The sequence below is a fragment of the Comamonas terrigena NBRC 13299 genome, from assembly GCF_006740045.1.
Lineage (GTDB): Bacteria > Pseudomonadota > Gammaproteobacteria > Burkholderiales > Burkholderiaceae_C > Comamonas > Comamonas terrigena.
Genome location: NZ_AP019749.1, coordinates 515,001 through 538,548, shown reverse-complemented (window position 1 = coordinate 538,548; position 23,548 = coordinate 515,001). Strand labels below are relative to the sequence as shown.

Sequence of the window (23,548 nt, the reverse complement as noted above, 5' to 3'; positions counted from 1 at the left end):
CTGCGGCCATGCACACCGGCGACACGCCGTCGCAAGGCACCTGGACAGCGCCCGGCTGATTTCCATCGCGCGCGGCCTCCTCTGCCCCGGCAAGACCCATGGCAGCACCTCTCCTTGGGGTTTCAACGGCGCTCATGCCACCCCCATGGACTGCCATGCCCCCGCAGCGGTGCCTTTGCCACGCCATCGGAGAACGTGGCACCACAAGGCGACCGTGCCATTGCCTCGGCCAAGCGGGGCCTCCCAGAAACGCCACCCGGCAATCTTACTTAATTGTTAAATTTTGTAATTTTTGCCTTACAGTGCGCTACCGTTCGTCGCTGCGCAGCGCATGCGACAGCGGGGGCTGCGAACCGACCAGCCCCCCGGAAACACTGGAACTCCCCTTCATGAACCGCATTTACCACAGCATCTGGAACGCCACCTTGGGTACTTGGGTGGCAGCCCCCGAAACCGCACGCACAGGCAGTACCAGCCGCCGCCGTACCCGTCTGGCACTGTCTTCGCCACCGGCCCACCTGCCGGCCTGGAAACCCCTGGCTGCCGCGCTGGCGATGGGACTGGCAAGCATGCACGCAAGTGCGGTCAGCAGCGAAACCATTAACGTTCCTGCAGGAGCAACGCAAACCGTTCTGAACGACTACTTTTCAACCGATTTCTTGGGCGGATTCATTGCTGCCACTGGCGAATTCGTGGTGGACAGCAACGCCACACTGCAGAGTTCAGGAACGTTGGACAACCATGGCGTACTGCGCAACACCAGCGCCCTGACCAACAACGGAACGTTCAACAACCACATCGGCAGCCAGCTGACCAATGAGGGCGGCGACGAGCTCCGCAACAAGGGCACGCTCACCAACGACGGCACGCTCACCAACAGCGATGGTCAGCTGGTCAATGACGCGTTCAGCACACTGGACAACAACGGTACGCTGAACAACAACGCCGGCCAGCAACTGAACAACTACGGCACACTGAACAACCACACCGGTGCCACGCTGATGAACACGGGCGGTATGCTGAGCAATTACCACACGCTGAACAACAGCGGGACCCTGACCAACAACGGCTCGCTGAGCAACGCCAATGATCTGCAAGCCTCCCCTGGCAGCGGACTGTTCAATACCGGCACGCTGATCAATAACGGCGTGCTCTACAACGGAACCACGGGCAATGCCAGCAGCGTGCTGCGCAATGAGGGCACCTTGACCAACAACGGCTCGCTGGTCAATTACGCCGCGCTGGACAACACCGGCACGCTGACCATCAACGACATACTGACCAACCACGGCCTGCTCACCAACGGCGGCACCTTGCACCTGTCGAATGCTATGCAAGGCTATAGCGGGCTGGTCAACAGCGGCACCCTGCTCAACAGCGCCAGTGGTCAGTTGAACATCGACAGCGGCAGCTGGCTGCACAACAACGGCACGCTGACCACGGAAGGCACGATCAGCAATGCAGGCACCCTGAAAAACAATGCCACGGGCACCGTGTCCGTTGGTACTGGCGGTACCAGCGGCACGCTGGTAGGCAATGTCGTCAACGACGGTGCCCTGGTCTTCAACCGCAGCGACGCCGCCGTCTACAGCGGCGCAATCTCCGGTACCGGCACCCTGCAGAAAGATGGTGCCGGCATCCTGGTCCTGAGCGGCAACAGCAGCAGCTACAGCGGCAGCACCCTGGTTGCAGCGGGCACCTTGCTGCTGGGCAGCACCGGCAAACTGGGCGGCAATCTGACCGTGGCCAGCGGCGCCACCCTGGCCGGTACCGGCAGCCTGGGCGGCACAGGCAGCGTGACCACCATCGCAAGCGGCGGCACCATCACCACCGGTCTGATGGCGGCAGCCAGCACGCCTTACGGCACGCTGCGCGTGCTGGGGGACCTGGTGATGCAGTCCGGCTCCACCTATCTGGTCCAGACCGACCCCAACTCCGACGCCAGCAGCCTGATCAAGGTGGCTGGCCAGGCCACGCTGGCAGGCAGTGCGGTGCATGTGGGCGTCCAATCCGATGCCGCCACCGACTACCAGGTGGGCAAGACCTACACCATCCTGGAAGCCAGCCATATTGTCGGCACGTTTGATTCCGCAACCTCGAACTACGCCTACCTGGACGCTACCCTGGGCTACACCAGCCACGAAGTGACGCTGCAACTGCAGCGCAAATCCAGTGGCGGCGGGCAGATGGAATTCGCGGAGCTGGCCGAAACGCGCAACCAGTCCTCCGTGGCCAACGCCATCAGCAGCCTGTCCAGCAGCAGCGCGCTCTACCAGTTTGTGGAGAAGCTGCCAACAGGCACCCCTGCTGCGGTGCTGGCCAGCCTGTCCGGTGATGTGCAAGCCAGCGTGGGCAGCAGCCTGGTGGGCCTGGGCGCTTATGCCCCCAGCGTCAGCGGCCAGCATCTGCGCAACAACATGACGGCGGGCTTGCGTGCCGGCGCCCCGGTGGCGCAAAGCGACGGCCCGCTGCCCGTATCGGCCTGGCCGTCTTCCAAGGCCCTGCCCGCCTGGGCCGAGGTGGTGGGTCACTGGCAGCGTTATGACGGTGATGGCAATGCCGCGCAACTGAAGCAGCGCACCACCGGCCTGTTCCTGGGCATGGACGAGGAAGTGGGCACCAGCGGCTGGCGCCTGGGCGGTTCGCTGGGGTACACCAATGCCAGCGGCAAGGTGGCAGACCGTTCCTCCGAGTCGGACGTGAACAGTTACAGCGCGGCCGTCTACGGCGGCAAGAGCTTTGGCACCGGCACGGGCCCGCGCATCAATGTGCTGGGTGGTCTGGCCTATACCTGGCACGACATCGAGACCACACGCCGTGTGACCAGCCTGGGCCAGACCCTGAAGGCCGACTACAGCGCCCACACGGCGCAGCTGTTTGCCGAGGTGGGTTATGCCATCGGCCAGTACGACAAGGTGGGGTTTGAGCCCTTCGCGGGCGTAAGCCTGGGCCAGCAGCGCACCGGCAGCTTCCAGGAACGCGGCGGTTTTGCCGCGCTGCAGGGCCGCAGCAGCACCGACGATCTGGCCAGCACCACCTTGGGTCTGCGTGTGCACAGCGACTTCCAGCTGGCCGGCAAGGAAGGCCGCCTGCGCGCCACCGTGGGCTGGCGCCATGCCTTTGGTGATGTGACGGCCAAGAAGACCATGGCGTTTGAAGGCGGTCAGAACTTCACCGTGGCCGGCACGCCGCTGGCGCGCAACACTGCCGTGCTGGGCCTGGAAGCCGATGTGGTCCTGTCGCGCAGCGCTGCGCTGGTGCTGGGCTACCAGGGCGAGATGGGCAGCGGCCAGCGCGACCACTCTGTCAACGCCAAGCTGCGCTGGGCGTTCTAAGCGCGGAGCGCATTGCGTACCAGCCCCTGCCGGTGCAAACCGGCGGGGGTTTTTTCATGGACAGGGCAGAAAAGAGGCAGCAGCTCTCCGGAGGCCAGGGGCTCGCCCCGGCAGGCGATTCGGACGTTCTGCGCCAGCCCTCCGGTGGCACCCGCCGCATCACCGCATCACAGGATGCCCAGCAGGCGCGGCAGGTCCGCCATATCGTCAAACACCTGGGTGGCACCAGCTTCCAGCAGCTGCGCGGGTGTGGAATGCGCGCCCACCTTGGGGCAGAAGCCCCAGACGGTGGCACCGGCACGCACGCCGGCGGTCAGGCCGGGAACCGAGTCTTCGATCACCAGGCAGCGGGCCGGATCGGCCTGCACGGCGGCGGCGGCGGCCAGGTACACATCGGGCCAGGGCTTGGTGCGCGGCAGGTCGTGGCCGCTGAAGACATGTTCGCCAAAGAAGGGGGACAGTCCCACTTTCTCCAGTTGCATCACCACCTTGGGTTTGTCGGCACCGCTGGCCACGGCCATCTTGCCGGCCAGGCGGGTGAACAGCTGGGCCACGGCAGGCACTGCCCCGTCGATCGGCTCCAGCTCGGCGCGCAGGCGCTGGTTGCGGCGCTCGTAGAACTCGGCCATCCAGGCATCCGTCAGCGGTTGGCCGGTTTCGGCTTCGATCAGCGGCGCCTTGCTGCGCACGGTGTGGCCGACAAAGATGCGCATGCACTCGTCTTCGCCCAGCGCCCAGCCGGATGCATTGAGCATGCCGTGCAGCACGCGGTTGGTGATGGTTTCGCTGTCGACGAGCACGCCGTCACAGTCGAACAAAATGGCTTCAAATTGCATAGCTGTCTGTGTGCGCGCCCAGCGCGCTGTCACTCCGTTGCATCAAAAAATCAAACGTTTCCCGCTGCATGCCGCACAGGGGTGAAACGGTCATGGCCGACCAGGACGGCCGGCTCAGAACTGCGCACCGTCGACGTAATACCAGCGCCCCGCTTCCTGCACAAAGCGGCTGCGCTCATGCAGGCGCACGGGGCGGCCAGCCACGCGAAAGCGGGCCACAAACTCCACCTCGGCAGTGTCCGCGCCGGTGGCCACAAAGTCCTTGACCTGCAGACCCAGCCATTTGGCCCCGGGCTCGAACGTCAGCTCCGGCGGACGCTCGTTGCGGTGCCAGGTGGCCAGCAGATAGGGCGCGTTCTCGCACACAAAGGCGGTATAGCGCGAGCGCATCAGGTGCTCCGCATCCGGTGCCGGTGCGGCCTCCCAGTGGTCGATGAAGCGGCCGCAGCAGGCGCTGTAGGCCACCGGTTTCCCCTTGGCTTCACGCCCGCAAGGGCAGGCGGCTGAAACGGCGATCCCAGCGGAACTCACTTCAGCGCCCCGAACACTTTTTGCAGCAGCGCGCTGCCAGCTCCCACGGGGTCGCGACGCAGGGCACGCTCCTGCTCGCCAATGGTGGTGAACAGGCCGTCCAGCGTCTTGCCGGTCACATACTGGGCCAGATTAGCCTCTTCGGCTTTCAGCAGGCCGAAGCCCGCTGCCTTGCCCGCCAGCTGGTTGTACTGCGCCACCAGGCCGAGCTTGTCCGTTTCGCGGGTGACGATGGGCAGGAAGCGTTCGGCCAGCGGCGCACGCGTCTTGCTGGCAAAGAACTGGGTGACCGAGGTGTCACCGCCGCCCAGAATGCTTTTGGCATCCGCCACCGTCATGCTCTGCACGGCCTGCAGCAGCACCGCCTTGCCTTCGGGCACCGCTGCTTCGGCGGCTCGGTTGAGCGTGGTCTCCAGCTCCTCCACCCGCTGGCCCATGCCAAAGCGCTTGAGCAGCTTGGCGGCATCGGCCAGCTGGCCCGGCAGCGGAATGCGCACCTGGGGATTCGACAGAAAGCCATTGGGCTTGCCCAGCAGGGCCACGGCAGCTTCCGCCCCCTGGGTGAGCGCGGCCTTGACGCCGCTGCTGGCTTCGGCATTGGTCAGCTGGGACAGGTCCAGCGCCTGGGCCTGGGACCATGCGCCCAGCAACAGGGTACCGGCAAAGCCGGTGGCGGCATGGTGAAAATCGCGTCGCTGCATGGACGGAGGACTCCTGAATGCGGTGGCGCGGCCGAAGGTGCGCGCCCAGCCCGGGATTGTTGCAGACCGCTGCAACCCCAGCCGGGGCACGGCGCCATGGCCGCGTTGCGCACTGCACCATGCCCACCGCACCGCTCCCCAGCCCTCCGCTGGAACTGCCCACGATGGACGGCACCGGGGAATGCAGCGGCTCAGCAGTGCGGCGCGGATCAGGCCGCCACCAGGTGCATGTCCGACTCACCCACATGGGCCAGAAAACGGGCCATGGCCGCTTCCACCTCGGCCGGGTGGGTCAGATGGGGCGCGTGGCCTGCACCGGGAATCTGCAGCCAGCGGGCATTCGGCAACTCCTGCGCCATGGCCTGGGCGCGGGGGATGCTGACACAGACATCGCGCCCGCCGTGGATCACCAGCGCCGGTTGCTCCAGCGCAGCCACCCGGCCGGTCAGGTCATCGCGCCCGGCAAAGGCGGCAAAGCAGCGCAGCAGCTGGGCAGGTTGCCAGCGCGCCCACTTGGCCTGCCATTCGGTGATGCCATGCCAGCCGGCATCGACCAGCCGGTGGGCCACGCCTTTGGCCATGGGGTCGGACAGCCCCCCGGCCGCCCACTCCTGCACCAGCGAGGTATGGCCGGGCAGCTTCTGCGGATCTTCGGTGCTGGCCTGGGTGCCCATCAGCACCAGGGCGCGCACCCGCGCAGAGTGGCGCAGCGCACAACGCAGCGCCACCTGCCCGCCTTGCGACACCCCCACCACCACGGCCTTGCGGATGTCCAGATGCGCCAGCAGCGCGTCCAGGTCGTCGGCCAGATCGTCGTAGCTGAAGTCCTGCGGCGGGCCTTCGCTGCGGCCATGGCCGCGCGCATCCCAGCTGATGCAGCGCCACTGCGAACAGAAGCGTTGCGCCAGCCCATGGAACATGCTGCCGTCCATGAGAAAGCTGTGGGCAAACACCAGGACCGGCTTGGCGCCGCAGGTGTCTTCGTAATGGATGCGCTGTCCGCGCAGGTTGGTGATGGGCATGCGGTTCTCCGCAGACGGTCTGTGTTGCAGCGCAACATTCAATACGCCAATTTTTATAGCAACCAGCACCCGCCTTTGCTGGATGGCATGTCATACCCTTGCCCGTACTGTAGCGGGCAAACACCCATTGCGGTACACCGTCCGGGCACCGCAATGGTGCGCTGCGCCACCCGCGTGCGGACCATCGGATAATGGTCCCATGGCACTGCTCGCGGAAGGTATTCTGAAGACGCACTGGGACCAGTCGGTTCCGGTCAATCTGGCGCGCATGGCCAAGGCCATGCGGCTGGTGGTGGCCCTGGGCGACACGGGCGAAGCCTGTGCCGTGCTGGACATCTCGCCGCAGCGCAAGGCCTGCGTCACCATCGGCCGCCAGCACCCCATCACCTTGCAGCGCTATGGCGTGGCCCATGCCATCGCCCACCTGGCACTGCACCACCTGCGCCCCGGCATGCAGCGCGCCATCTGCATCAGCGGCAGCTACCACGCCGACCACAGCCAGCGCCAGGACAGCGAGGCCAACGACTTCGCGCTGCAGCTGCTGATGCCCGAATCCGTGCTGCGCTTCACCGTGGAAGGCGGCCATGCCCGCACGCTGCAGGAGCTGGCGCATCTGTTCGAGGTGCCGGAGATTCTGGTCAAGCAGCGCCTGGCCGATCTGGACCTGCCCATCCCCAAGACCCTGGCACAGCGCCTGGACCCCAGCGTGGCCTGGGACTGATTGCTGCCCTGCCGCACGCACTGCCGGCATTCCGCGTTATCGTGGCTTCATCCTGGGCTCAAGGAGCATGCGATGTGGCAGTTGGCAGTCCCCTGGTGGGAATTGGTCGTGCGCGGGGTGATCGTGTACCTGTTCTTGCTGGTCTTTCTGCGCCTGACCGGGCGGCGCCAGACGGGGCAGTACGCACCATTCGATCTGGTGCTGCTGCTGATCCTGTCGAACGCCGTGCAGAACTCCATGAATGCGGGCGACAACTCGCTGGTGGGCGGCCTTGTCAGCGCCGCCACCTTGATCGGCTGCCATGTGTTGCTGGCCCGGCTGAGCTTTCGCTACCCACGCCTGCGCCACGTCATCGATGGCCGTCCCAAGGTGCTGATCCGAGAGGGCGTGGTGCAGCAGGACCTGCTGCTGCAGGAGCAGATCACCGCCGACGACCTGTCCGCCGCACTGCGCGCCAACGGCTGCCTGAACGCCCATGCGGTGGAGCGTGCCACCATCGAGACCAATGGCCAGATCACCGTGGTGCTGCGCCGCCGCATCCCGGACCTGGACGGGATCTGAAGCGCAGCACCCAGGACGCCGTCCGCACCATGTTCACCCCTGCGGCGCCAACGTGCCCAGAAAAGCCTGCATGGCGGCGTTGACCAGCTCCGGGTGGGTCAGATTGGGGGCGTGGCCAGCCCCCTCGATCTCCACCCACCGGGCGCGCGGCAGCGCATCGGCCATGGCACGGGCCCGTTCCAGGGTGATGGCACGGTCCTGCGCGCCGTGGATCACCAGCGCCGGCGCACGGATCTCGCCCATGCGGGCCGAGATATCGTCGCGCGCATCCAGCGTGGCAAAGCATTGCTGCAGATTGACCGCATCCACCCCCTGCCAGATGCGCTTCCATGCGGCTGCGCCCTCCCAGCCGTCGCCCAGGATGGTGCGCTCCAGGCCGGCGGCCATGTCCGCATCCAGCCCTTGTTGCGACCAGCGCGCCACCACCGCCTGGTGGGCCGGCATCTTGGCGGGGTCCTCCTTCAGCGCCTGGGTGTCGATCAGTACCAGGGCCCGTACACGCTGCGGGTGGGTCAGCGCCGCGCGCAGCGACAGATAGCCGCCCTGGGACATGCCCACCAGCACGGCACGCTCCACACCCAGGTGGTCCAGCAGCGCCACCAGATCGTTCGCCGAATCGTAATAGCTGAACGGCGCACACTGCCCCGGCGTGGCCGTGGCGCCGTGGCCGCGCTCGTCCCAGCTGATGCAGCGCCAGCCATGGCGGAACGCGGCCACCTGCGGGGCAAACATGCGGTGGTCCATCAGCAGACCGTGAGAGAACACCAGCACCGGGGCGCTGCCTCCGGTATCTTCGTAGAACAGGCGCTGACCGTTGACGGCGGCAAAAGGCATCCAACTTCTCCTGGGCATGGGTCCAAAGCTGCATGCTGGCCCCAAGCCACTGCGGGCCGCCACCGTGCCAACCCCGGGGCCGCGTCACCGGCAGGACAGGCGTAGCACGCGCGCTGCAGCGGCGCTGGCAGCGCCGCCAATCCCGTACTGCCGGCATCAGCCTGGGGCCTTCGCGCAGCAGCCCTGGATGCTGCGGCGCACAATCCCGCCGACCATGTGCCCCTTTCCCTGCCCGCTGCCTGTGGCGCTGCTGCGCCCAGTGTCCCATCTCGTTCTTTGCACTGCAGCGCGGCATCCCACGCCATGAACGCCGGCATGCGATGGGGCACCCTGTGCGGCGTGGCGGCAGGGGCGTTGTGGGGCCTTGTGTTTGTGGTGCCACTGCTGCTGCCAGACTATCCCGCGCCGCTGCTGGCATTTGGCCGCTACCTGGCATTCGGCCTGATCGCCATGCCCCTGGCCTGGTGGGACCGCACGGCCCTGGCCCAACTGCACCGTGCCGACTGGCTGCAGGCCCTGCGCCTGGCCGCCATCGGCAGCATCACCTTCTACCTGCTCTTGACCAGCGCCATCCAGCTGGCAGGGGTGCCCCTGCCCACCCTGATCGCCAGTGGCGCGCTGCCGGTGGCGATTGCGGTGGCCTCCAACCTGCGCGCAGGTCGCGCCGCCCTGCCGTGGGGGCAGCTGTTTCCATCGCTGGGATTGATCCTGGGCGGCATTGCCCTGGTCAACCACCATGAACTGCAGGCCCTGCAGCACAGCAGTGCCAGCCAGTTGCAGGACTATGGTCTGGGCATAGGGCTGGCCCTGGTCGCCATGCTGTGCTGGACCTGGTACCCCATCCGCAACGCCGACTGGCTGCGCGCCCACCCTGGCGTTTCATCCCGCACCTGGGCGACGGCCCAGGGACTGGTGACGCTGCCCATGGCTCTGGTGGGTTTTGCGATTTCCTGGCTGTGGCTGCAGCAGGACGGGCTGGGCTTCACCACCCCACTGGGGCCCCGTCCCTGGGAATTTGTCTGCGGCATGTTCGCGGCCGGCCTGGTGGGCTCCTGGCTGGGCGCGCTGTGCTGGAATGCGGCCTGCCAGCACCTGCCCACCACCATGTCGGGCCAGTTGATCGTCTGCGAAACCCTGTCCGCCCTGGCCTACGGCTTTGCGCTGCGCCAGCAGTTCCCTCCGACCGAAACCGTGGCGGGCATTGCCCTGCTGGTCGCCGGCGTGCTGTGGGCCCTGCACAGCCGGGGAACACAGTCCCCCCAGGCAGCGCCCGCAGCGCCAGCAGTACGCACCCCGCAACACACGGCCACCCACCCTCCGCACTGAAGCGGCCAGCGCCGGCGGCCGCAATGCAAGCACCGCCGGTGGCTTATCCCGTTCAGGCCAGCGCCCGCTGGATGATGATTTTCTGCACGTCGCTGGTGCCTTCGTAGATCTGGCACACCCGCACATCGCGGTAAATGCGTTCCACCGGGAAATCGCTGACCACGCCATAGCCTCCGAGGGTCTGGATGGCCATGCTGCAGACACGTTCGGCCATTTCGCTGGCGAACAGCTTGGCCATGGCGGCTTCCTTCAGGCAGGGCAGGCCGGCATCGCGCAGGCTGGCGGCGTGCCAGATCAACTGCCGGGCCGCTTCGATCTGCGTCGCACAGTCCGCCAGCCGGAAACCCACGGCTTGGTGGTTGAAAATGGGCTGGCCAAAACTCTCGCGCTCCTTGCTGTAGGCCAGCGCGGCCTCGAATGCCGCACGCGCCATGCCCACGCTCTGCGCGGCAATGCCGATGCGCCCGCCTTCCAGGGCGGACAGGGCGATCTTGTAGCCCTCGCCTTCGGCCCCTACCCGGTGCGATGCCGGAATGCGGCACTGATCGAAATTGATCTGCGCCGTGTCGCTGGAATGCTGGCCCAGCTTGTCTTCCAGCCGCGCCACCTGGTAGCCGGGATTGCGGGTGGGAACCAGAAAGGCGCTCATTCCCTTCTTGCCGGCGGCCTTGTCGGTGACGGCAATCACAATGGCCACATCGCCGTTCTGGCCGCTGGTGATGAACTGCTTGACGCCGTTGATCACATAGTCGTCCCCGTCCCGGGTGGCTGTGGTGCGCAGCGCCGATGCGTCGGAGCCCACATGTGGCTCGGTCAGGCAGAACGCGCCCAGCATGGCGCCCTGCGCCAGCGGACGCAGCCATTCTTCCTTTTGCTGGGCATTGCCGTACTTCATCAGGATGGCGTTGACCGGGCAGTTGGTCACGCTGATGACGGTGCTGGTGCCCCCGTCGCCGGCCGCAATCTCTTCCAGCACCAGGGCCAGGCTGATGTAGTCCAGGCCCGCACCACCCAGCTCTTCCGGCACGCAGATGCCGTAGGCGCCCAGGGCCGCCAGGCCCTGGTGCACATCCTTGGGAAAGTGGTGTTCCTTGTCCCAGCGCGCCGCATGGGGGGTGATTTGCTCGCGCACAAAGTCGCGCACGGCATCGCGGATCATTTCCTGGTCAGGGGTCAGCAGCATGTTCTTGTCTCCAGCCGGTGTTGTAGTAGGTCGTCAGAGCCAGCGGCTTGTGCTCCGGCCATGCACACAAGCCGCCATGGTTTTCAGTGGCTAGCCATCCAGCCGGTGTCCGTTGCGGTGCAGCAGATGGCCGCCGTCCTCTGCCGAGACCTGCGCCAGCGTCTGCACCAGGGCCTGCACGCTTTGCTCGACGGTGATGGTGGCACCAGGCCCGCCCATCTCGGTCTGCACCCAGCCGGGGTCCAGCGCCACAATGCGGGCACGCGGCCACTGCGGCTGGCTGCTGGCCACCACCATGTTCAGTGCGGCCTTGCTGGCGCGGTACAGCCAGGCATCCGGCTCCGCCTCGGTCAGGCGCGACATGCTGCTGCTGACCAGGCCGAACACGCCACCCGCGGCCTCGACCAGCGGTGCCACCTGGGGCAGTGCCTGCATGGCGCCCAGCACATTGGTGTGCATGACGCGGTCGAACTCGGGCTGGCTGGGGGGAACGTCGGCGGGCAGATCGCTCCAGACGCCAGCCACGTACAACGCCAGGTCCACTGCCTCACCGTCCAGCTGCCAGGCCAGGCCGCTGACGCTGGCCGGATCGGCCACATCCACCACCAGCACTTCGGCGCCTTCGCCCTGCAGGCGGGTTTTGTCGGCGGGATTGCGCACGGTGGCAATCACCCGGTGGCCTTGTGCCACATAGGCTTGCACCAGCCCCAAGCCGATGCCGCGCGATGCGCCAATGATCAATACCAAGGCCATGGAAGCTCCTATAAGCGGGAAAGGAAATGCGGTGGGCGCATCGGCGCCGGCGCCCTGTGCGGGCGGGCTTCAGCCAATGCTGCCCCCGGGTTGCTCGGCAGCGATCTGCACCCGGTAGCGGTGCTCCATCTGCTCTTGCGTTTCGGTGGGGGCGGCCATGCCGATCTGGGCATGGATCATCTGGTTCATCGTCGGCAGCACATTGCGCGCCACCTGGGCCTCGGCCTGCCACAGCCGGGAACGCATCAGCGCCTTGGCACAGTGCAGATAGGCCTCCTGCACCTGCACCTCGATCACCAGCTTGGGGTGGAAGTGCGGGCCGGCAAACAGCGCCGTGTAATGCCCTTCGTCACGCAGCTTGGCCGTCCCGTTGACGCGCAGCGTCTCGTTGATGCCGGGCACCATGAACAGCAGGCCGACGCGCGGATCGCGCAGCAGATTGCTCAGGCTGTCCAGCCGGTTGTTGCCGCCGGCGTCGGGAATCATCAGCGTGCGGGGGTCGGGCGCCTTCACAAACCCGGGAGCCCCGCCCCGCGGCGAGGCATCCATCAGGCTGCCGGCGTTGCCCCCGGTGGCGATCACACAGAAAGGCGACAGCGCAATGAAGCGCAGGCAATGCCGGTCCAGATCGACCTGCTGCTTGAGCAGGGCCCGCTCGGCCGGCATGGCGTACAGCTGCCGCAGCTGCTCTTCACTGGTGATCATGGTGCTTCTCCTAGGCCTGGTCGGCCTGACGGTCCTGGCGGTGGATGGCGCCGTACATGCCCAGGTATTCGCGCCAGGACGGGTCGTATTCCAGCGCCAGCGCCGCTTCCAGACCGGGCGCATGCTCGGCGGCCAGCTGGCGGGCCAGTTGCGCGGCGGCATCCGGGTCGTCCACATAGAAAGCCGCCACCCGGAAGTCCATGCCTTCCATGCGGGTGAACGCCAGAATACCGCGCTGCTGCCGCAGCAGCTCGGCGTCCAGCGCATCCTGGGCGTCGCGGGCACTGTCCAGGCTTTCCTGGCTGTCGATCGGGAAGCGCAAGGTCAGGAAATAGGACAGATCGGCGCGGGTGGCCAGCGCATGGGCGCTGTCGTGGAAGGTCAGCAGATCCGGGGCATCGTCCTCGTCGGCATCGCGGGAGCGCACTTCCAGAGAGATCCAGCGGTCGTTCTCCTCCTGCGGGAAGCGGTAGGTGCGACCCAGCACCTCGCGCTGGAAGGCATCGAACACGGCGGGAAACTGCGACAGCGGCGAGGCCTCGGCGGCGGCTTCCACAAAGTCGACCGGTCCCACACGCACGGAAAAATCCCACTCGCCCAGCACATGGTCCAGCAGGATGAAGGCCATGTGGCGGGCATGCTCCTGCATGGCGTCCGGCACGGCCTTGGCGAACGCCAGATCCAGGCCGATGATGCCGCCCGCGTCATAGGGCGCCACCAGCACATCGTCGCAGGACAGCTCGAAGTCCTGCATCCCCATGGCAAAGTTGCCGCTGGCCGTGCGGCTGCGGAACGCCTGCACGGTGTAGCCCTCCAGGCGCGGGGCCTGGCGCACCAGGGCCTGGGCGTTTTCAAACTGTTCGATATTGCCGTGGGCCGTGACCACCAGGCGGGCACCGTCCTGGGCCGGTGCCCCTTCCAGCTCCAGCGACAGGCCGGGCGCCTGGCGCTTCAGCAGCGCATTGGCCTCTTCGACGAAGGCGCGGCCATCCAGCGCTACCCACGCGGCCAGCTGGCCGGAAAATTCAGTCCAGAAGGCGGCAATCTGTGGAGCGCTCAAGGGCGCGGCAGCATGGTGGTCGTCTTCGGGCAGTTCTGCTTGCATACGGAAATCCAAGGGGGAAAAAGGCCGCAGGCAAGGAAAGCTGCGCATGCGGCCGGTGGCACATGGGACGACTGTAAAGCAAGCTGCCCTGTGCCCCGCGCCAGGAAGCCATGTCGGAAGCGACGCCGGGGCGCAGCACCCGCCACCTCGTCCACCCCTTCTGCCCCCATGGGCGCGGCAGTCCCCGCCCTCCCGGCGCGGCCATGCGCGCCCGGGGTGGCGGGGGGCTGCGCTCACACCAGCTCGATGGCCATGGCCGTGCCTTCACCGCCGCCGATACACAGCGTGGCCAGACCCTTTTTCTTGCCATGGGTTTGCAGCGCGTGGATCAGCGTGACCAGAATGCGCGCACCACTGGCCCCGATAGGGTGGCCCAGGGCGCAGGCGCCGCCGTGCACATTGACCTTGTCGTGGGGGACCTTGAGCTCGGCCATCAGCGCCATGGGCACCACGGCAAAAGCCTCGTTCACTTCCCACAGGTCCACATCGTCCACCTTCCAGCCGGCCTTCTTCAGCGCTTTCTCGGTGGCGCCGACCGGGGCCGTGGTGAACCATTCGGGCGCCTGGGCGTGGCTGGCGTGGGCCACGATGCGTGCCAGCGGCTTGCAGCCCAGCTGCTTGGCCGTGGACTCGCGCATCAGCACCATGGCGGCGGCGCCGTCGTTGATGCTGGAGCTGGATGCGGCGGTGATGGTGCCGTCCTTCTTGAACGCCGGCTTGAGGGCAGTGATCTTGTCCAGCTTGGCCTTGGCCGGGCCTTCGTCCACGCTCACGGTCACATCACCCTTGCGGGTCTTGAGGGTGACGGGGGTGATTTCGGCGGCAAACGCCCCGCTCTGGGTGGCGTGCTGCGCGCGCTGCACGCTGGCGATGGCGAAGGCGTCCTGTGCCTCGCGGGTGAACTGGTACTTGGCGGCGCAGTCTTCACCGAAGGTCCCCATGGAGCGGCCGGCTTCATAGGCGTCTTCCAGGCCGTCGAGCATCATGTGGTCGTAGACCTTGTCGTGGCCCATGCGGTAGCCGCCACGGCCTTTTTTCAGCAGATAGGGCGCATTGGTCATGCTTTCCATGCCGCCTGCCACCATCACCTCGCGGCTGCCGGCGATCAGCTGGTCGTGGGCCAGGATGGTGGCCTCCATGCCGGCGCCGCACATCTTGGACAGGGTCACCGCGCCGGTGCTCTGCGGCAGACCGCCCTTGAAGCCGGCCTGGCGGGCCGGTGCCTGGCCCTGGCCTGCCATCAGGCAGTTGCCGAACAGCACTTCCTCGACCTGTTCGGGCCGGATGCCGGCGCGCTGCACGGCCGCTGCAATCGCGGCACCGCCCAGGTCATGGGCGGCCAGATCGGAAAAATCGCCCTGGAAGGCACCCATGGGGGTGCGGGCGGCGCTGACGATGACGACGGGGTCTTGGTGCATGGTGATCTCCTTGGGTTGTTATGGATAGGCAGGGGAAGCCGAACCGGTGCAGACGGCCTCAGCCGGCGGCATCGGCGGTCAGACGGCGGGTTCTGTCGTAGGGGAAGACGTCGTGCATGTGGCCCTGCTGGATGCGTTCCTTGTGGCCTTGCCAGAAAGACGGCTCAAGCAGATCGGCGTGGTGGCGCATGAAGACCTCGCGTACGGCGGGATGGCCCAGCAGAAAGGGGCCGAAGGTCTCGGGAAACACATCGCGCGGTCCGACATGCCACCAGATTTCGCCGGACATCTCGTCCTCTTCGTTGCGAGGCGCTGGCACGGCGCGGAACTGGCAGTCGGTCAGGTATTCGATCTCGTCGTAGTCGTAGAACACCACCTTGCCGCCGCGCGTGACGCCAAAGTTCTTCCACAGCATGTCGCCGGGAAAGATGTTGGCCGCCACCAGCTCCTTGATGGCATTGCCGTATTCGATGACCGAGCGCTCCATGTTCGCCTTGGCACGCGGGTTGTCCAGCCCGGCATCGAAGCATTCCTGCAGGTACATGTTCAGCGGCACCAGGCGCCGCTCGATGTAGACATGGCTGAGGATCACCTCCTGCTGGCCGTCGCCATCGCGGTCGCTGATCTCCAGCTGGCTGGGGGCGAATTCCTGGATCTCGGCAATCAGCGCGTCGGAAAAGCGCTCGCGCGGAAAGGCCACCAGGCTGTACTCCAGCGTATCGGCCATGCGGCCCACCCGGTCGTGCTGCTTGACCAGGCGGTATTTGCTCTGCACCAGCTCGCGCGTGGTTTCCTTCGGGGGCGGAAACTTGTCCTTGATCAGCTTGAACACATAGGGAAAGCTGGGCAGGTCGAACACCAGCATCACCATGCCCTTGATGCCGGGCGCAATGCGGAACTGGTCGCTGGAATGGCGCAGGTGGTGCAGAAAGTCGCGGTAGAACAGCGTCTTGCCTTGCTTGGCCAGACCCAGGGCGTTGTAGATCTCGGCGCGGGGCTTGCGCGGCATCAGGCTGCGCAGAAAGCCCACATAGGCGCTGGGCACGGCCATGTCGACCATGAAATAGGCCCGCGCAAAGCTGAACAGGCCGTGCAGATCGTCCTCGCCGAACAGCGCCGCATGCAGCACCAGCTTGCCTTCGTTGCTGTGCAGAATGGGGATGGCCAGCGGCAGCTCGGTGTAGCCGGTGATGATCTTGCCCACCAGATAGGCGCCCTTGTTGCGGTAGAACAGGCTGGAGAGCACCTGGATCTGGAAGTTGGCCCGCAGCATCAGCCCCTCCAGGCGCTGCTGCACCCGCGCCGTCAGCGCGGCGATGTCACGCTCCAGGTCTTCATACGGGCACTGCAGTGCCAGGTGGGCAATCAGCTGCTGCAGGGTCTCGGGCAGGGCCTGCAGCGACGCCGGGTAGTAGGCGCGGTAGGCCGGGGCATCTCCGGGGTCGCGGCTTTCCAGGTACTCGGTGCTGACGGCCGGTCGCACAAAGATGAAGTTGTTGTGGAAATGCGTGCGGTGCAGGATCTTGGTGGTGACGGAGTTGAAGAAGGTCTCCGCCAGCTCGGGCTGCAGGTGGTCCACCATCAGCCCGATGTAATGCAGCTTGACCTGCTGCCACACCGGCATGGGCAGCAGCCCGGCGTGGAACTCCGCCTCCAGGCGCTGCACGCATTCGGTGACCCGCAGGTCATAGAAGGCAATGCGCTCGCGCTGGGCGCATTGCTGGCCGTTCCAGTCGGCTTGCTCGAAACGGCGCTTGGCCCGGGCGGATTCCGCGCGGAACAGCTGGTAGTGGCGGTTGAAACCGTCCATCATCGCCTGGGCGATGTCATAGGCCTGGGGGGCATCCAGTCGCTGCGGGAACATACAGATAGCTCGCGGTTCAGGGGTGCTCTGCAAAAAGCCCAGGCCCATGCCTCAGGCGCCGGCGCCCGCCAAGGGGCGCCACGGGATCAGTCGCGCTGGCGGGAAGCCACCATCTCGACCGCCTTCTGGTGCACTTCGTGCAGGCCGCCTTCACCCGGCACGGTCATGTGCAGGTTGGTGATGTGGCCGTTCTTCAGGCTGTAGCACCAGCCGTGCAGCGCCACCTTCTGGCCGCGGGCCCAGGCGTCCTGCAGCACCGTGCTCTGGGCCACATTCATCACCTGTTCGATGGCGTTGAGCTCGCACAGCACATCATGGCGGTGCTGCACGGCCGTGGCCTTGATCAGGTCGTAGTGTTTGTCGCGCACATCGCGCACATGGCGGGTCCAGTTGTCGGCCAGGCCCAGGCGCACGCCTTCCAGCGCCGCCAGCACACCGCCGCAGCCATAGTGGCCCACGACCATCAGGTGTTCCACCTTCAGGTGGTCCACGGCGTACTGGATGGTGGTCAGCGCGTTCAGGTCGCTGGGCACCACCACGTTGGCCACGTTGCGGTGCACAAAGACTTCGCCCGGCTCCAGGCCGGTGATCTGGTTGGCGGGCACCCGGCTGTCGGAACAGCCGATCCACATGTACTTGGGTTTTTGCTGCGCCATCAGCCCGGTGAAGAAACCGGGGCGGTCGCGCTCCATCTGGGCAGCCCATTCCTTGTTGTGCACAAACAGGTCATCGATGGAGGTACTGGTCGTCATGTGGCGTTCCTTTGTGGTTCTGGGAAACGGCGCCGCCCACCCCTGCTCAGCAGGTTTCGGCAAACAATTCGCGGCCAATCAGCATGCGACGAATTTCGCTGGTGCCGGCGCCAATCTCATAGAGTTTCGCATCTCGCCACAAACGACCGAGCGGGTACTCGTTGATATACCCATTGCCGCCATAGATTTGCACGCCCTCGCCGGCCATCCAGGTGGCTTTTTCCGCACACCACAGGATGACGCTGGCGCAGTCCTTGCGTACCTGGCGCACATGGTCGGTGCCGAGCATGTCCAGGTTCTTGGCCACGGTGTAGGCGAACGAACGGCCGGCCTGCAGCACGGTGTACATATCGGCCACCTTGCCCTGGATGAGCTGGAACTCCCCAATGCTCTGACCGAACTGCTTGCGGTCGTGGATATAGGGCACCACGTTGTCCATCACGCTCTGCATGATGCCCAGCGGGCCCCCGGTCAGCACGGCACGTTCATAGTCCAGGCCGCTCATCAGCACCTTGGCACCGCCATTGACCTGGCCCAGCACGTTCTCGCTGGGCACTTCCACGTTCTGGAACACCAGCTCGCCGGTGTGGCTGCCGCGCATGCCCAGCTTGTCCAGCTTCTGCGCAATCGAAAAGCCTTTCATGCCCTTTTCGATCAGGAAGGCCGTCACGCCGCGCGCGCCCAGCTCGGGCTCGCTCTTGGCGTAGACCACCAGGGTGTCGGCATCGGGACCGTTGGTGATCCACATCTTGCTGCCGTTGAGCAGGTAATAGCCGCCCTTGTCCTCGGCCTTGAGCTTCATGCTGATCACGTCGGAGCCGGCGCCGGGCTCGCTCATGGCCAGAGCCCCCACATGCTCGCCGCTGATCAGCTTGGGCAGGTATTTGGCCTTTTGCGCTGCGTTGCCGTTGCGGTTGATCTGGTTCACGCACAGATTGCTGTGGGCGCCATAGGACAACCCCACCGACGCACTGGCGCGCGAAATCTCTTCCATGGCCACCATATGGGCCAGATAGCCCATGTCAGCACCGCCATACTGTTCGGACACGGTGATGCCCAGCACACCGAGATCGCCGAACTTGCGCCACAGGTCCATGGGGAACTGGTCGGTACGGTCGATGTCGGCGGCACGGGGGGCAATTTCGCGCTGTGCAAATTCACGCACCGCATCGCGCAGCGCATCAATGTCTTCGCCCAGCTGGAAGTTCAGGCCTGGCAGATTGCTCATTCTTTGTCTCCTGGTGATAGGTATGGCGAGAGGCCGGCGGCTGTTCTGTGCAGCCTTATTTGCCGGCGATGCCGGAACGCCCCTGCACGGCCATCAAGGTGCAGTGCATGGTGGCGGCCAGTTTTTCCGCTCCGTTGTCAATGGCATAGGCCCGGCCTTCGGCCACCACGATGGTGCGCCCCGGCTTGAGCACCCGGCCTTCACAACGGAAGCGCTGGCCTTTGGCGGGGGCCAGCAGATTGGTCTTGAATTCGATAGTCAGCACCCCGGCGTCTTCCTGCATCAGGCTGAAACCGGCATAGCCGCAGGCCGAGTCCAGGGCCGCCGACAGCATGCCGGCATGAATGAAGCCGTGCTGCTGCGTCAGGCCGGGCGCCCAGTCAAAGCTGATGTCCACTTCGCCCGGAGCCAGGTGCGTGAGTTGCGCCCCCAGCGTGCCCATGGCCCCTTGCTGCGCAAAGCTCTCGCGCACCCGGTCCAGGGCGGCCTCGTCTGCGGCCATGGTGTCTCCTGTTCATTCTTTACGTTGACGTTAACGTCAAGTTTGTTATGAGACCTCATTGCCCCCCAGCTTGTCAAGTAGTTGACGCGCTTCCGCCTCATGCTCCATGACTTCTTCCAGGTTGGCCTGCAGATCGGCCAGGCGTTCTTCCAGCTGCAGGCGGTGCGCGCCCAGCACCTGCAGAAATTTTTTCAGCTGCATGCCCGTGTCCCGCGGGCTGTCGTACATGTCGATGATTTCCTTGGCTTCCGACAGCGACAGCCCCAGCCGCTTGGCCCGCAGCGTCAGGCGCAGCCGGGTACGGTCCCGCGGGCTGTAGACGCGGTTGCGCCCGCCGGGGCCGGTGCGCTCGGGCTGCAGCAGCCCCATGTCCTCATAGAAGCGCATGGCACGGGTGGTCAGATCGAACTCTTTGGCCAGATCGCTGATGCTGTAACTCACAGACGCGGAAGGGGAAGACTCGGTATGCATGGGCTCAACAGTACGCGAAACGCCCGATTGTGCCTGTCACCCGTGCCCGCCGGTAGCGGGTCAGCACCCGCCCGCTTTGCTGCAGCATTGCGCGCCAATGGCCGCTTTGCAGGTTAGGCTATGCCTCTTTGTATTTGGATTGCCGGAACCGCACCATGTGCCAGCTGCTTGGAATGAATTGCAACACCCCGACGGACGTGCGCTTTAGCTTCAGCGGCTTTGCACAGCGTGCCGGCAACACCGGCGATCACACCGACGGCTGGGGCATCGCCTTCTTCGAAGACAAGGGCCTGCGCCATTTTGTGGACCATGAACGCGCCATCGACTCGCCGGTGGCCCAGCTCATCCGCCAGTACCCCATCAAAAGCCAGAACGTCATCGCCCACATCCGCAAGGCCACCCAGGGCGTGGTCAGCCTGCAGAACTGCCACCCTTTTGTGCGGGAGCTGTGGGGGCGCAACTGGGTGTTTGCCCACAACGGCGATCTCAAGGGCTTTGCCCCCAAGCTGCACGCCCACTTCCACCCCGTGGGCAGCACCGACAGCGAACTGGCCTTCTGCTGGATCATGCAGGAACTGTGGAAATCGCACGCCGGCGTGCCCAGCATCGAAGAGCTCACGCTCACCCTGCGTGAACTGGCCGCCCGCATCGCGCCGCACGGCACCTTCAACTTCCTGCTCTCCAGCGGGGAGGCGCTGTGGGCCCATGCCACCACCCACCTGTGCTACACCGAGCGCCGCCACCCCTTCGCCCAGGCCCACCTGGCCGACGAAGACCTGAGCGTGGACTTTGCCAGCGAAACCACGCCCAGCGACCGGGTGGCCATCATCGTCACCAGCCCGCTCACCAAGAACGAGCAGTGGAACACCTTTGAAAAAGGCGAGTTGATGGTGTTTGTGGACGGCCAGCGCCGCATGTGATGCCCGCGCCGTCCCTGGCCGGCACCCGGGCCAGGATGCCTGCGGCCACCCACGTTGCCCAAGAGGTGGCCACTGCACTCTCCATCGGAGCCTCCAGCCATTCCTCAGCCCCATCAATAAAAAAGAGCACGCGCAGCGTGCTCTTTTTTATGGGGTTGTCTGTCTGCAGATAAAAGACGGTGGATTGAATAATGGAGAGGCCTTGGCTGGGCCACATGCATTTCTGCACCGCTAAAAACAAAACCCCCAGCCTCTTGCGAGAGCTGGGGGTGTTGCGCTGTAAGAGCCTGACGATGACCTACTTTCACACGGGAACCCGCACTATCATCGGCGCAAATTCGTTTCACTGTCCTGTTCGGGATGGGAAGGAGTGGTACCAAATCGCTATGGTCATCAGGCATAACTTGTCACTAGGCAGTGCTATGCACTACCCAGTCAATTCATAGAGTCTGTAAATCAGCTTGTATTTCGATTGCGCCTACTTTGGCATAACAGTCTTGTACTACCTATTGGCAGTCAAAGTTATAGGGTCAAGCCGCTCGGGCAATTAGTACTGGTTAGCTTAACGCATTACTGCGCTTCCACACCCAGCCTATCAACGTCGTGGTCTACAACGACCCTTCAGGGGGCTCAAGGCCCCGGCAGATCTCATCTTGAAACGAGTTTCCCGCTTAGATGCTTTCAGCGGTTATCTCTTCCACACGTAGCTACTCGGCAATGCCACTGGCGTGACAACCGATACACCAGAGGTGTGTCCACTCCGGTCCTCTCGTACTAGGAGCAGGCTTCCTCAAATCTGCAACGCCCACGGAAGATAGGGACCAAACTGTCTCACGACGTTTTAAACCCAGCTCACGTACCTCTTTAAATGGCGAACAGCCATACCCTTGGGACCGACTACAGCCCCAGGATGAGATGAGCCGACATCGAGGTGCCAAACACCGCCGTCGATATGAACTCTTGGGCGGTATCAGCCTGTTATCCCCAGAGTACCTTTTATCCGTTGAGCGATGGCCCTTCCATACAGAACCACCGGATCACTATGTCCTGCTTTCGCATCTGCTCGACTTGTCAGTCTCGCAGTTAAGCACGCTTATGCCATTGCACTATCGTCACGATGTCCGACCGTAACTAGCGTACCTTCGAACTCCTCCGTTACGCTTTGGGAGGAGACCGCCCCAGTCAAACTGCCTACCATGCACTGTCCCCGATCCAGATAATGGACCTAGGTTAGAACCTCAAACGCACCAGGGTGGTATTTCAACGTTGGCTCCATGTGATCTAGCGACCACACTTCAAAGCCTCCCACCTATCCTACACAGATCCGTTCAAAGTCCAATACAAAGCTACAGTAAAGGTTCATGGGGTCTTTCCGTCTTTCCGCGGGGAGATTGCATCATCACAAACATTTCAACTTCGCTGAGTCTCAGGAGGAGACAGTGTGGCCATCGTTACGCCATTCGTGCAGGTCGGAACTTACCCGACAAGGAATTTCGCTACCTTAGGACCGTTATAGTTACGGCCGCCGTTTACTGGGACTTCAATCAAGAGCTTGCACCCCATCATTTAATCTTCCAGCACCGGGCAGGCGTCACACCCTATACGTCCACTTTCGTGTTTGCAGAGTGCTGTGTTTTTATTAAACAGTCGCAGCCACCGATTTTTGCAACCCCGTTTAGCTCCATTTGTACAACTTCACTTACTAGGGGCATACCTTCTCCCGAAGTTACGGTATCAATTTGCCGAGTTCCTTCTCCTGAGTTCTCTCAAGCGCCTTAGAATACTCATCTCGCGCACCAGTGTCGGTTTGCGGTACGGTCGTCAATAGCTGAAGCTTAGTGGCTTTTCCTGGAAGCAGGGTATCACTCACTTCGTGTGCAAGCACACTCGTTATCACCCCTCATCTAAGATCCCCGGATTTGCCTAAGGACCACGACTACAGGCTTGAACCAACATATCCAACAGTTGGCTGAGCTAACCTTCTCCGTCCCCACATCGCACTATTGATCGGTACAGGAATATTGACCTGTTTCCCATCAGCTACGCATCTCTGCCTCGCCTTAGGGGCCGACTCACCCTACGCCGATGAACGTTGCGTAGGAAACCTTGCGCTTACGGCGAGCGGGCTTTTCACCCGCTTTAACGCTACTCATGTCAGCATTCGCACTTCTGATACCTCCAGCACCCGTTACCAGGCACCTTCACAGGCTTACAGAACGCTCTCCTACCACGTGCAATAAATTGCACATCCGCAGCTTCGGTAACTGGCTTAGCCCCGTTACATCTTCCGCGCAGGACGACTCGATCAGTGAGCTATTACGCTTTCTTTAAATGATGGCTGCTTCTAAGCCAACATCCTGACTGTTTTAGCCTTCCCACTTCGTTTCCCACTTAGCCAATTTTAGGGACCTTAGCTGGCGGTCTGGGTTGTTTCCCTCTTGAGTCCGGACGTTAGCACCCGGTGCTCTGTCTCCCAAGCTGTACTCTGCGGTATTCGGAGTTTGCATAGGTTTGGTAAGTCGCCATGACCCCCTAGCCTAAACAGTGCTCTACCCCCGCAGGTAATACTTGAGGCACTACCTAAATAGTTTTCGGAGAGAACCAGCTATTTCCAAGTTTGTTTAGCCTTTCACCCCTATCCACAGCTCATCCGCTGATTTTGCAACATCAGTCGGTTCGGACCTCCAGTACCTGTTACGGCACCTTCATCCTGGCCATGGATAGATCACTTGGTTTCGGGTCTACACCCAGCGACTGGACGCCCTATTCGGACTCGATTT

20 protein-coding genes and 2 rRNA genes (1 of these 22 running past the window's edge) are annotated in these 23,548 nt (G+C 64.2%); 5 read left to right on the top strand and 17 right to left on the bottom strand.

The window, feature by feature from the left end:
* Window positions 1–389: 389 nt before the first annotated feature.
* Window positions 390–3,335: an autotransporter domain-containing protein gene (locus tag CT3_RS02490; protein WP_172591855.1), complete on the top strand. Its 2,946-nt coding sequence runs from the start codon at window positions 390–392 to the stop codon at window positions 3,333–3,335.
* 167 nt (window positions 3,336–3,502) lie between these two features.
* Here CT3_RS02490 and CT3_RS02485 read toward each other — a convergent pair whose 3' ends face one another.
* From CT3_RS02485 to CT3_RS02470, 4 genes are all read right to left on the bottom strand, one after another.
* The gene (locus CT3_RS02485) at window positions 3,503–4,171 is read right to left on the bottom strand and encodes an HAD family hydrolase (RefSeq protein WP_066539939.1); all 669 of its coding nucleotides are present in this window, start codon (window positions 4,169–4,171) and stop codon (window positions 3,503–3,505) included.
* Between the two features lie 114 nt (window positions 4,172–4,285).
* The gene (locus CT3_RS02480) at window positions 4,286–4,702 is read right to left on the bottom strand and encodes a YchJ family protein (protein WP_172591854.1); all 417 of its coding nucleotides are present in this window, start codon (window positions 4,700–4,702) and stop codon (window positions 4,286–4,288) included.
* Window positions 4,699–5,403, bottom strand: a complete 705-nt coding sequence (locus CT3_RS02475) for a DUF4197 domain-containing protein (protein WP_066539935.1) — start codon at window positions 5,401–5,403, stop codon at window positions 4,699–4,701. Before CT3_RS02475 ends, CT3_RS02480 begins: the two co-directional genes overlap by 4 nt.
* 209 nt (window positions 5,404–5,612) lie before the next feature.
* Window positions 5,613–6,425 (bottom strand): alpha/beta fold hydrolase, encoded by an 813-nt coding sequence (locus tag CT3_RS02470; protein ID WP_066539929.1) that lies wholly within the window; start codon window positions 6,423–6,425, stop codon window positions 5,613–5,615.
* 199 nt (window positions 6,426–6,624) lie between these two features.
* On the opposite strand from CT3_RS02470, the gene CT3_RS02465 reads away from it, so the two are divergent.
* Entirely contained in the window at window positions 6,625–7,146 is a 522-nt protein-coding gene (locus CT3_RS02465) for an ImmA/IrrE family metallo-endopeptidase (protein WP_066539927.1), read from the top strand.
* 72 nt (window positions 7,147–7,218) lie between these two features.
* Window positions 7,219–7,707, top strand: coding sequence for a DUF421 domain-containing protein (locus CT3_RS02460; protein ID WP_066539925.1), 489 nt, complete (start codon window positions 7,219–7,221; stop codon window positions 7,705–7,707).
* Window positions 7,708–7,740: 33 nt separating this feature from the next.
* Here CT3_RS02460 and CT3_RS02455 read toward each other — a convergent pair whose 3' ends face one another.
* Window positions 7,741–8,541, bottom strand: a complete 801-nt coding sequence (locus CT3_RS02455; RefSeq protein WP_066539923.1) for an alpha/beta fold hydrolase — start codon at window positions 8,539–8,541, stop codon at window positions 7,741–7,743.
* 315 nt (window positions 8,542–8,856) lie between these two features.
* On the opposite strand from CT3_RS02455, the gene CT3_RS02450 reads away from it, so the two are divergent.
* A complete protein-coding gene (locus CT3_RS02450) occupies window positions 8,857–9,867 on the top strand; it encodes a DMT family transporter (protein WP_066540778.1) in 1,011 nt (336 codons plus the stop codon).
* 52 nt (window positions 9,868–9,919) lie between these two features.
* Here the strand turns inward: CT3_RS02450 and CT3_RS02445 are convergent, their stop codons facing one another.
* From CT3_RS02445 to CT3_RS02400, 10 genes are all read right to left on the bottom strand, one after another.
* Window positions 9,920–11,050 (bottom strand): acyl-CoA dehydrogenase family protein, encoded by a 1,131-nt coding sequence (locus CT3_RS02445; protein WP_066539921.1) that lies wholly within the window; start codon window positions 11,048–11,050, stop codon window positions 9,920–9,922.
* 90 nt (window positions 11,051–11,140) lie between these two features.
* Window positions 11,141–11,803 (bottom strand): SDR family oxidoreductase, encoded by a 663-nt coding sequence (locus CT3_RS02440; protein WP_066539919.1) that lies wholly within the window; start codon window positions 11,801–11,803, stop codon window positions 11,141–11,143.
* A 69-nt stretch (window positions 11,804–11,872) separates the two neighbouring features.
* Window positions 11,873–12,508, bottom strand: a complete 636-nt coding sequence (locus CT3_RS02435) for a pyridoxamine 5'-phosphate oxidase family protein (RefSeq protein WP_066539916.1) — start codon at window positions 12,506–12,508, stop codon at window positions 11,873–11,875.
* A 10-nt stretch (window positions 12,509–12,518) separates the two neighbouring features.
* The gene (locus CT3_RS02430) at window positions 12,519–13,613 is read right to left on the bottom strand and encodes a hypothetical protein (protein WP_066539903.1); all 1,095 of its coding nucleotides are present in this window, start codon (window positions 13,611–13,613) and stop codon (window positions 12,519–12,521) included.
* A gap of 233 nt (window positions 13,614–13,846) precedes the next feature.
* Entirely contained in the window at window positions 13,847–15,031 is a 1,185-nt protein-coding gene (locus tag CT3_RS02425) for an acetyl-CoA C-acyltransferase (protein WP_066539896.1), read from the bottom strand.
* Between the two features lie 58 nt (window positions 15,032–15,089).
* Window positions 15,090–16,895, bottom strand: coding sequence for a bifunctional isocitrate dehydrogenase kinase/phosphatase (aceK, locus tag CT3_RS02420; protein WP_066539894.1), 1,806 nt, complete (start codon window positions 16,893–16,895; stop codon window positions 15,090–15,092).
* 86 nt (window positions 16,896–16,981) lie between these two features.
* Window positions 16,982–17,647, bottom strand: coding sequence for a carbonate dehydratase (gene can / locus CT3_RS02415; protein WP_066539892.1), 666 nt, complete (start codon window positions 17,645–17,647; stop codon window positions 16,982–16,984).
* A 46-nt stretch (window positions 17,648–17,693) separates the two neighbouring features.
* Complete coding sequence (locus CT3_RS02410; RefSeq protein WP_066539888.1) at window positions 17,694–18,875, bottom strand: isovaleryl-CoA dehydrogenase; 1,182 nt, start codon at window positions 18,873–18,875, stop codon at window positions 17,694–17,696.
* A gap of 55 nt (window positions 18,876–18,930) precedes the next feature.
* Window positions 18,931–19,377, bottom strand: coding sequence for a PaaI family thioesterase (locus CT3_RS02405; RefSeq protein ID WP_066539886.1), 447 nt, complete (start codon window positions 19,375–19,377; stop codon window positions 18,931–18,933).
* Between the two features lie 45 nt (window positions 19,378–19,422).
* Window positions 19,423–19,848, bottom strand: coding sequence for a MerR family transcriptional regulator (locus CT3_RS02400; RefSeq protein WP_066539884.1), 426 nt, complete (start codon window positions 19,846–19,848; stop codon window positions 19,423–19,425).
* A 155-nt stretch (window positions 19,849–20,003) separates the two neighbouring features.
* Here CT3_RS02400 and CT3_RS02395 point away from each other — a divergent pair, with 155 nt between their 5' ends.
* A complete protein-coding gene (locus CT3_RS02395; RefSeq protein ID WP_066539881.1) occupies window positions 20,004–20,768 on the top strand; it encodes a class II glutamine amidotransferase in 765 nt (254 codons plus the stop codon).
* A gap of 285 nt (window positions 20,769–21,053) precedes the next feature.
* Here the strand turns inward: CT3_RS02395 and rrf are convergent.
* Both rrf and CT3_RS02385 read right to left on the bottom strand, forming a co-directional pair.
* Window positions 21,054–21,166: ribosomal RNA gene (gene rrf, locus CT3_RS02390) — 5S ribosomal RNA — on the bottom strand.
* Window positions 21,167–21,294: 128 nt separating this feature from the next.
* Window positions 21,295–23,548 (bottom strand): 23S ribosomal RNA (locus tag CT3_RS02385) (it continues 625 nt past the right edge of the window).

Excerpts from the sequence above, each read along its gene's own strand:
- CT3_RS02490 (WP_172591855.1), top strand. The coding sequence starts at position 390 with ATGAACCGCATTTACCACAGCATCTGGAACGCCACCTTGGGTACTTGG.
- CT3_RS02485 (WP_066539939.1), bottom strand. The coding sequence starts at position 4,171 with ATGCAATTTGAAGCCATTTTGTTCGACTGTGACGGCGTGCTCGTCGAC.
- CT3_RS02475 (WP_066539935.1), bottom strand. The coding sequence starts at position 5,403 with ATGCAGCGACGCGATTTTCACCATGCCGCCACCGGCTTTGCCGGTACC.
- CT3_RS02470 (WP_066539929.1), bottom strand. The coding sequence starts at position 6,425 with ATGCCCATCACCAACCTGCGCGGACAGCGCATCCATTACGAAGACACC.
- CT3_RS02465 (WP_066539927.1), top strand. The coding sequence starts at position 6,625 with ATGGCACTGCTCGCGGAAGGTATTCTGAAGACGCACTGGGACCAGTCG.
- CT3_RS02460 (WP_066539925.1), top strand. The coding sequence starts at position 7,219 with ATGTGGCAGTTGGCAGTCCCCTGGTGGGAATTGGTCGTGCGCGGGGTG.
- CT3_RS02455 (WP_066539923.1), bottom strand. The coding sequence starts at position 8,541 with ATGCCTTTTGCCGCCGTCAACGGTCAGCGCCTGTTCTACGAAGATACC.
- CT3_RS02450 (WP_066540778.1), top strand. The coding sequence starts at position 8,857 with ATGCGATGGGGCACCCTGTGCGGCGTGGCGGCAGGGGCGTTGTGGGGC.
- CT3_RS02445 (WP_066539921.1), bottom strand. The coding sequence starts at position 11,050 with ATGCTGCTGACCCCTGACCAGGAAATGATCCGCGATGCCGTGCGCGAC.
- CT3_RS02440 (WP_066539919.1), bottom strand. The coding sequence starts at position 11,803 with ATGGCCTTGGTATTGATCATTGGCGCATCGCGCGGCATCGGCTTGGGG.
- CT3_RS02435 (WP_066539916.1), bottom strand. The coding sequence starts at position 12,508 with ATGATCACCAGTGAAGAGCAGCTGCGGCAGCTGTACGCCATGCCGGCC.
- CT3_RS02430 (WP_066539903.1), bottom strand. The coding sequence starts at position 13,613 with ATGCAAGCAGAACTGCCCGAAGACGACCACCATGCTGCCGCGCCCTTG.
- CT3_RS02425 (WP_066539896.1), bottom strand. The coding sequence starts at position 15,031 with ATGCACCAAGACCCCGTCGTCATCGTCAGCGCCGCCCGCACCCCCATG.
- aceK (WP_066539894.1), bottom strand. The coding sequence starts at position 16,895 with ATGTTCCCGCAGCGACTGGATGCCCCCCAGGCCTATGACATCGCCCAG.
- can (WP_066539892.1), bottom strand. The coding sequence starts at position 17,647 with ATGACGACCAGTACCTCCATCGATGACCTGTTTGTGCACAACAAGGAA.
- CT3_RS02410 (WP_066539888.1), bottom strand. The coding sequence starts at position 18,875 with ATGAGCAATCTGCCAGGCCTGAACTTCCAGCTGGGCGAAGACATTGAT.
- CT3_RS02405 (WP_066539886.1), bottom strand. The coding sequence starts at position 19,377 with ATGGCCGCAGACGAGGCCGCCCTGGACCGGGTGCGCGAGAGCTTTGCG.
- CT3_RS02400 (WP_066539884.1), bottom strand. The coding sequence starts at position 19,848 with ATGCATACCGAGTCTTCCCCTTCCGCGTCTGTGAGTTACAGCATCAGC.
- CT3_RS02395 (WP_066539881.1), top strand. The coding sequence starts at position 20,004 with ATGTGCCAGCTGCTTGGAATGAATTGCAACACCCCGACGGACGTGCGC.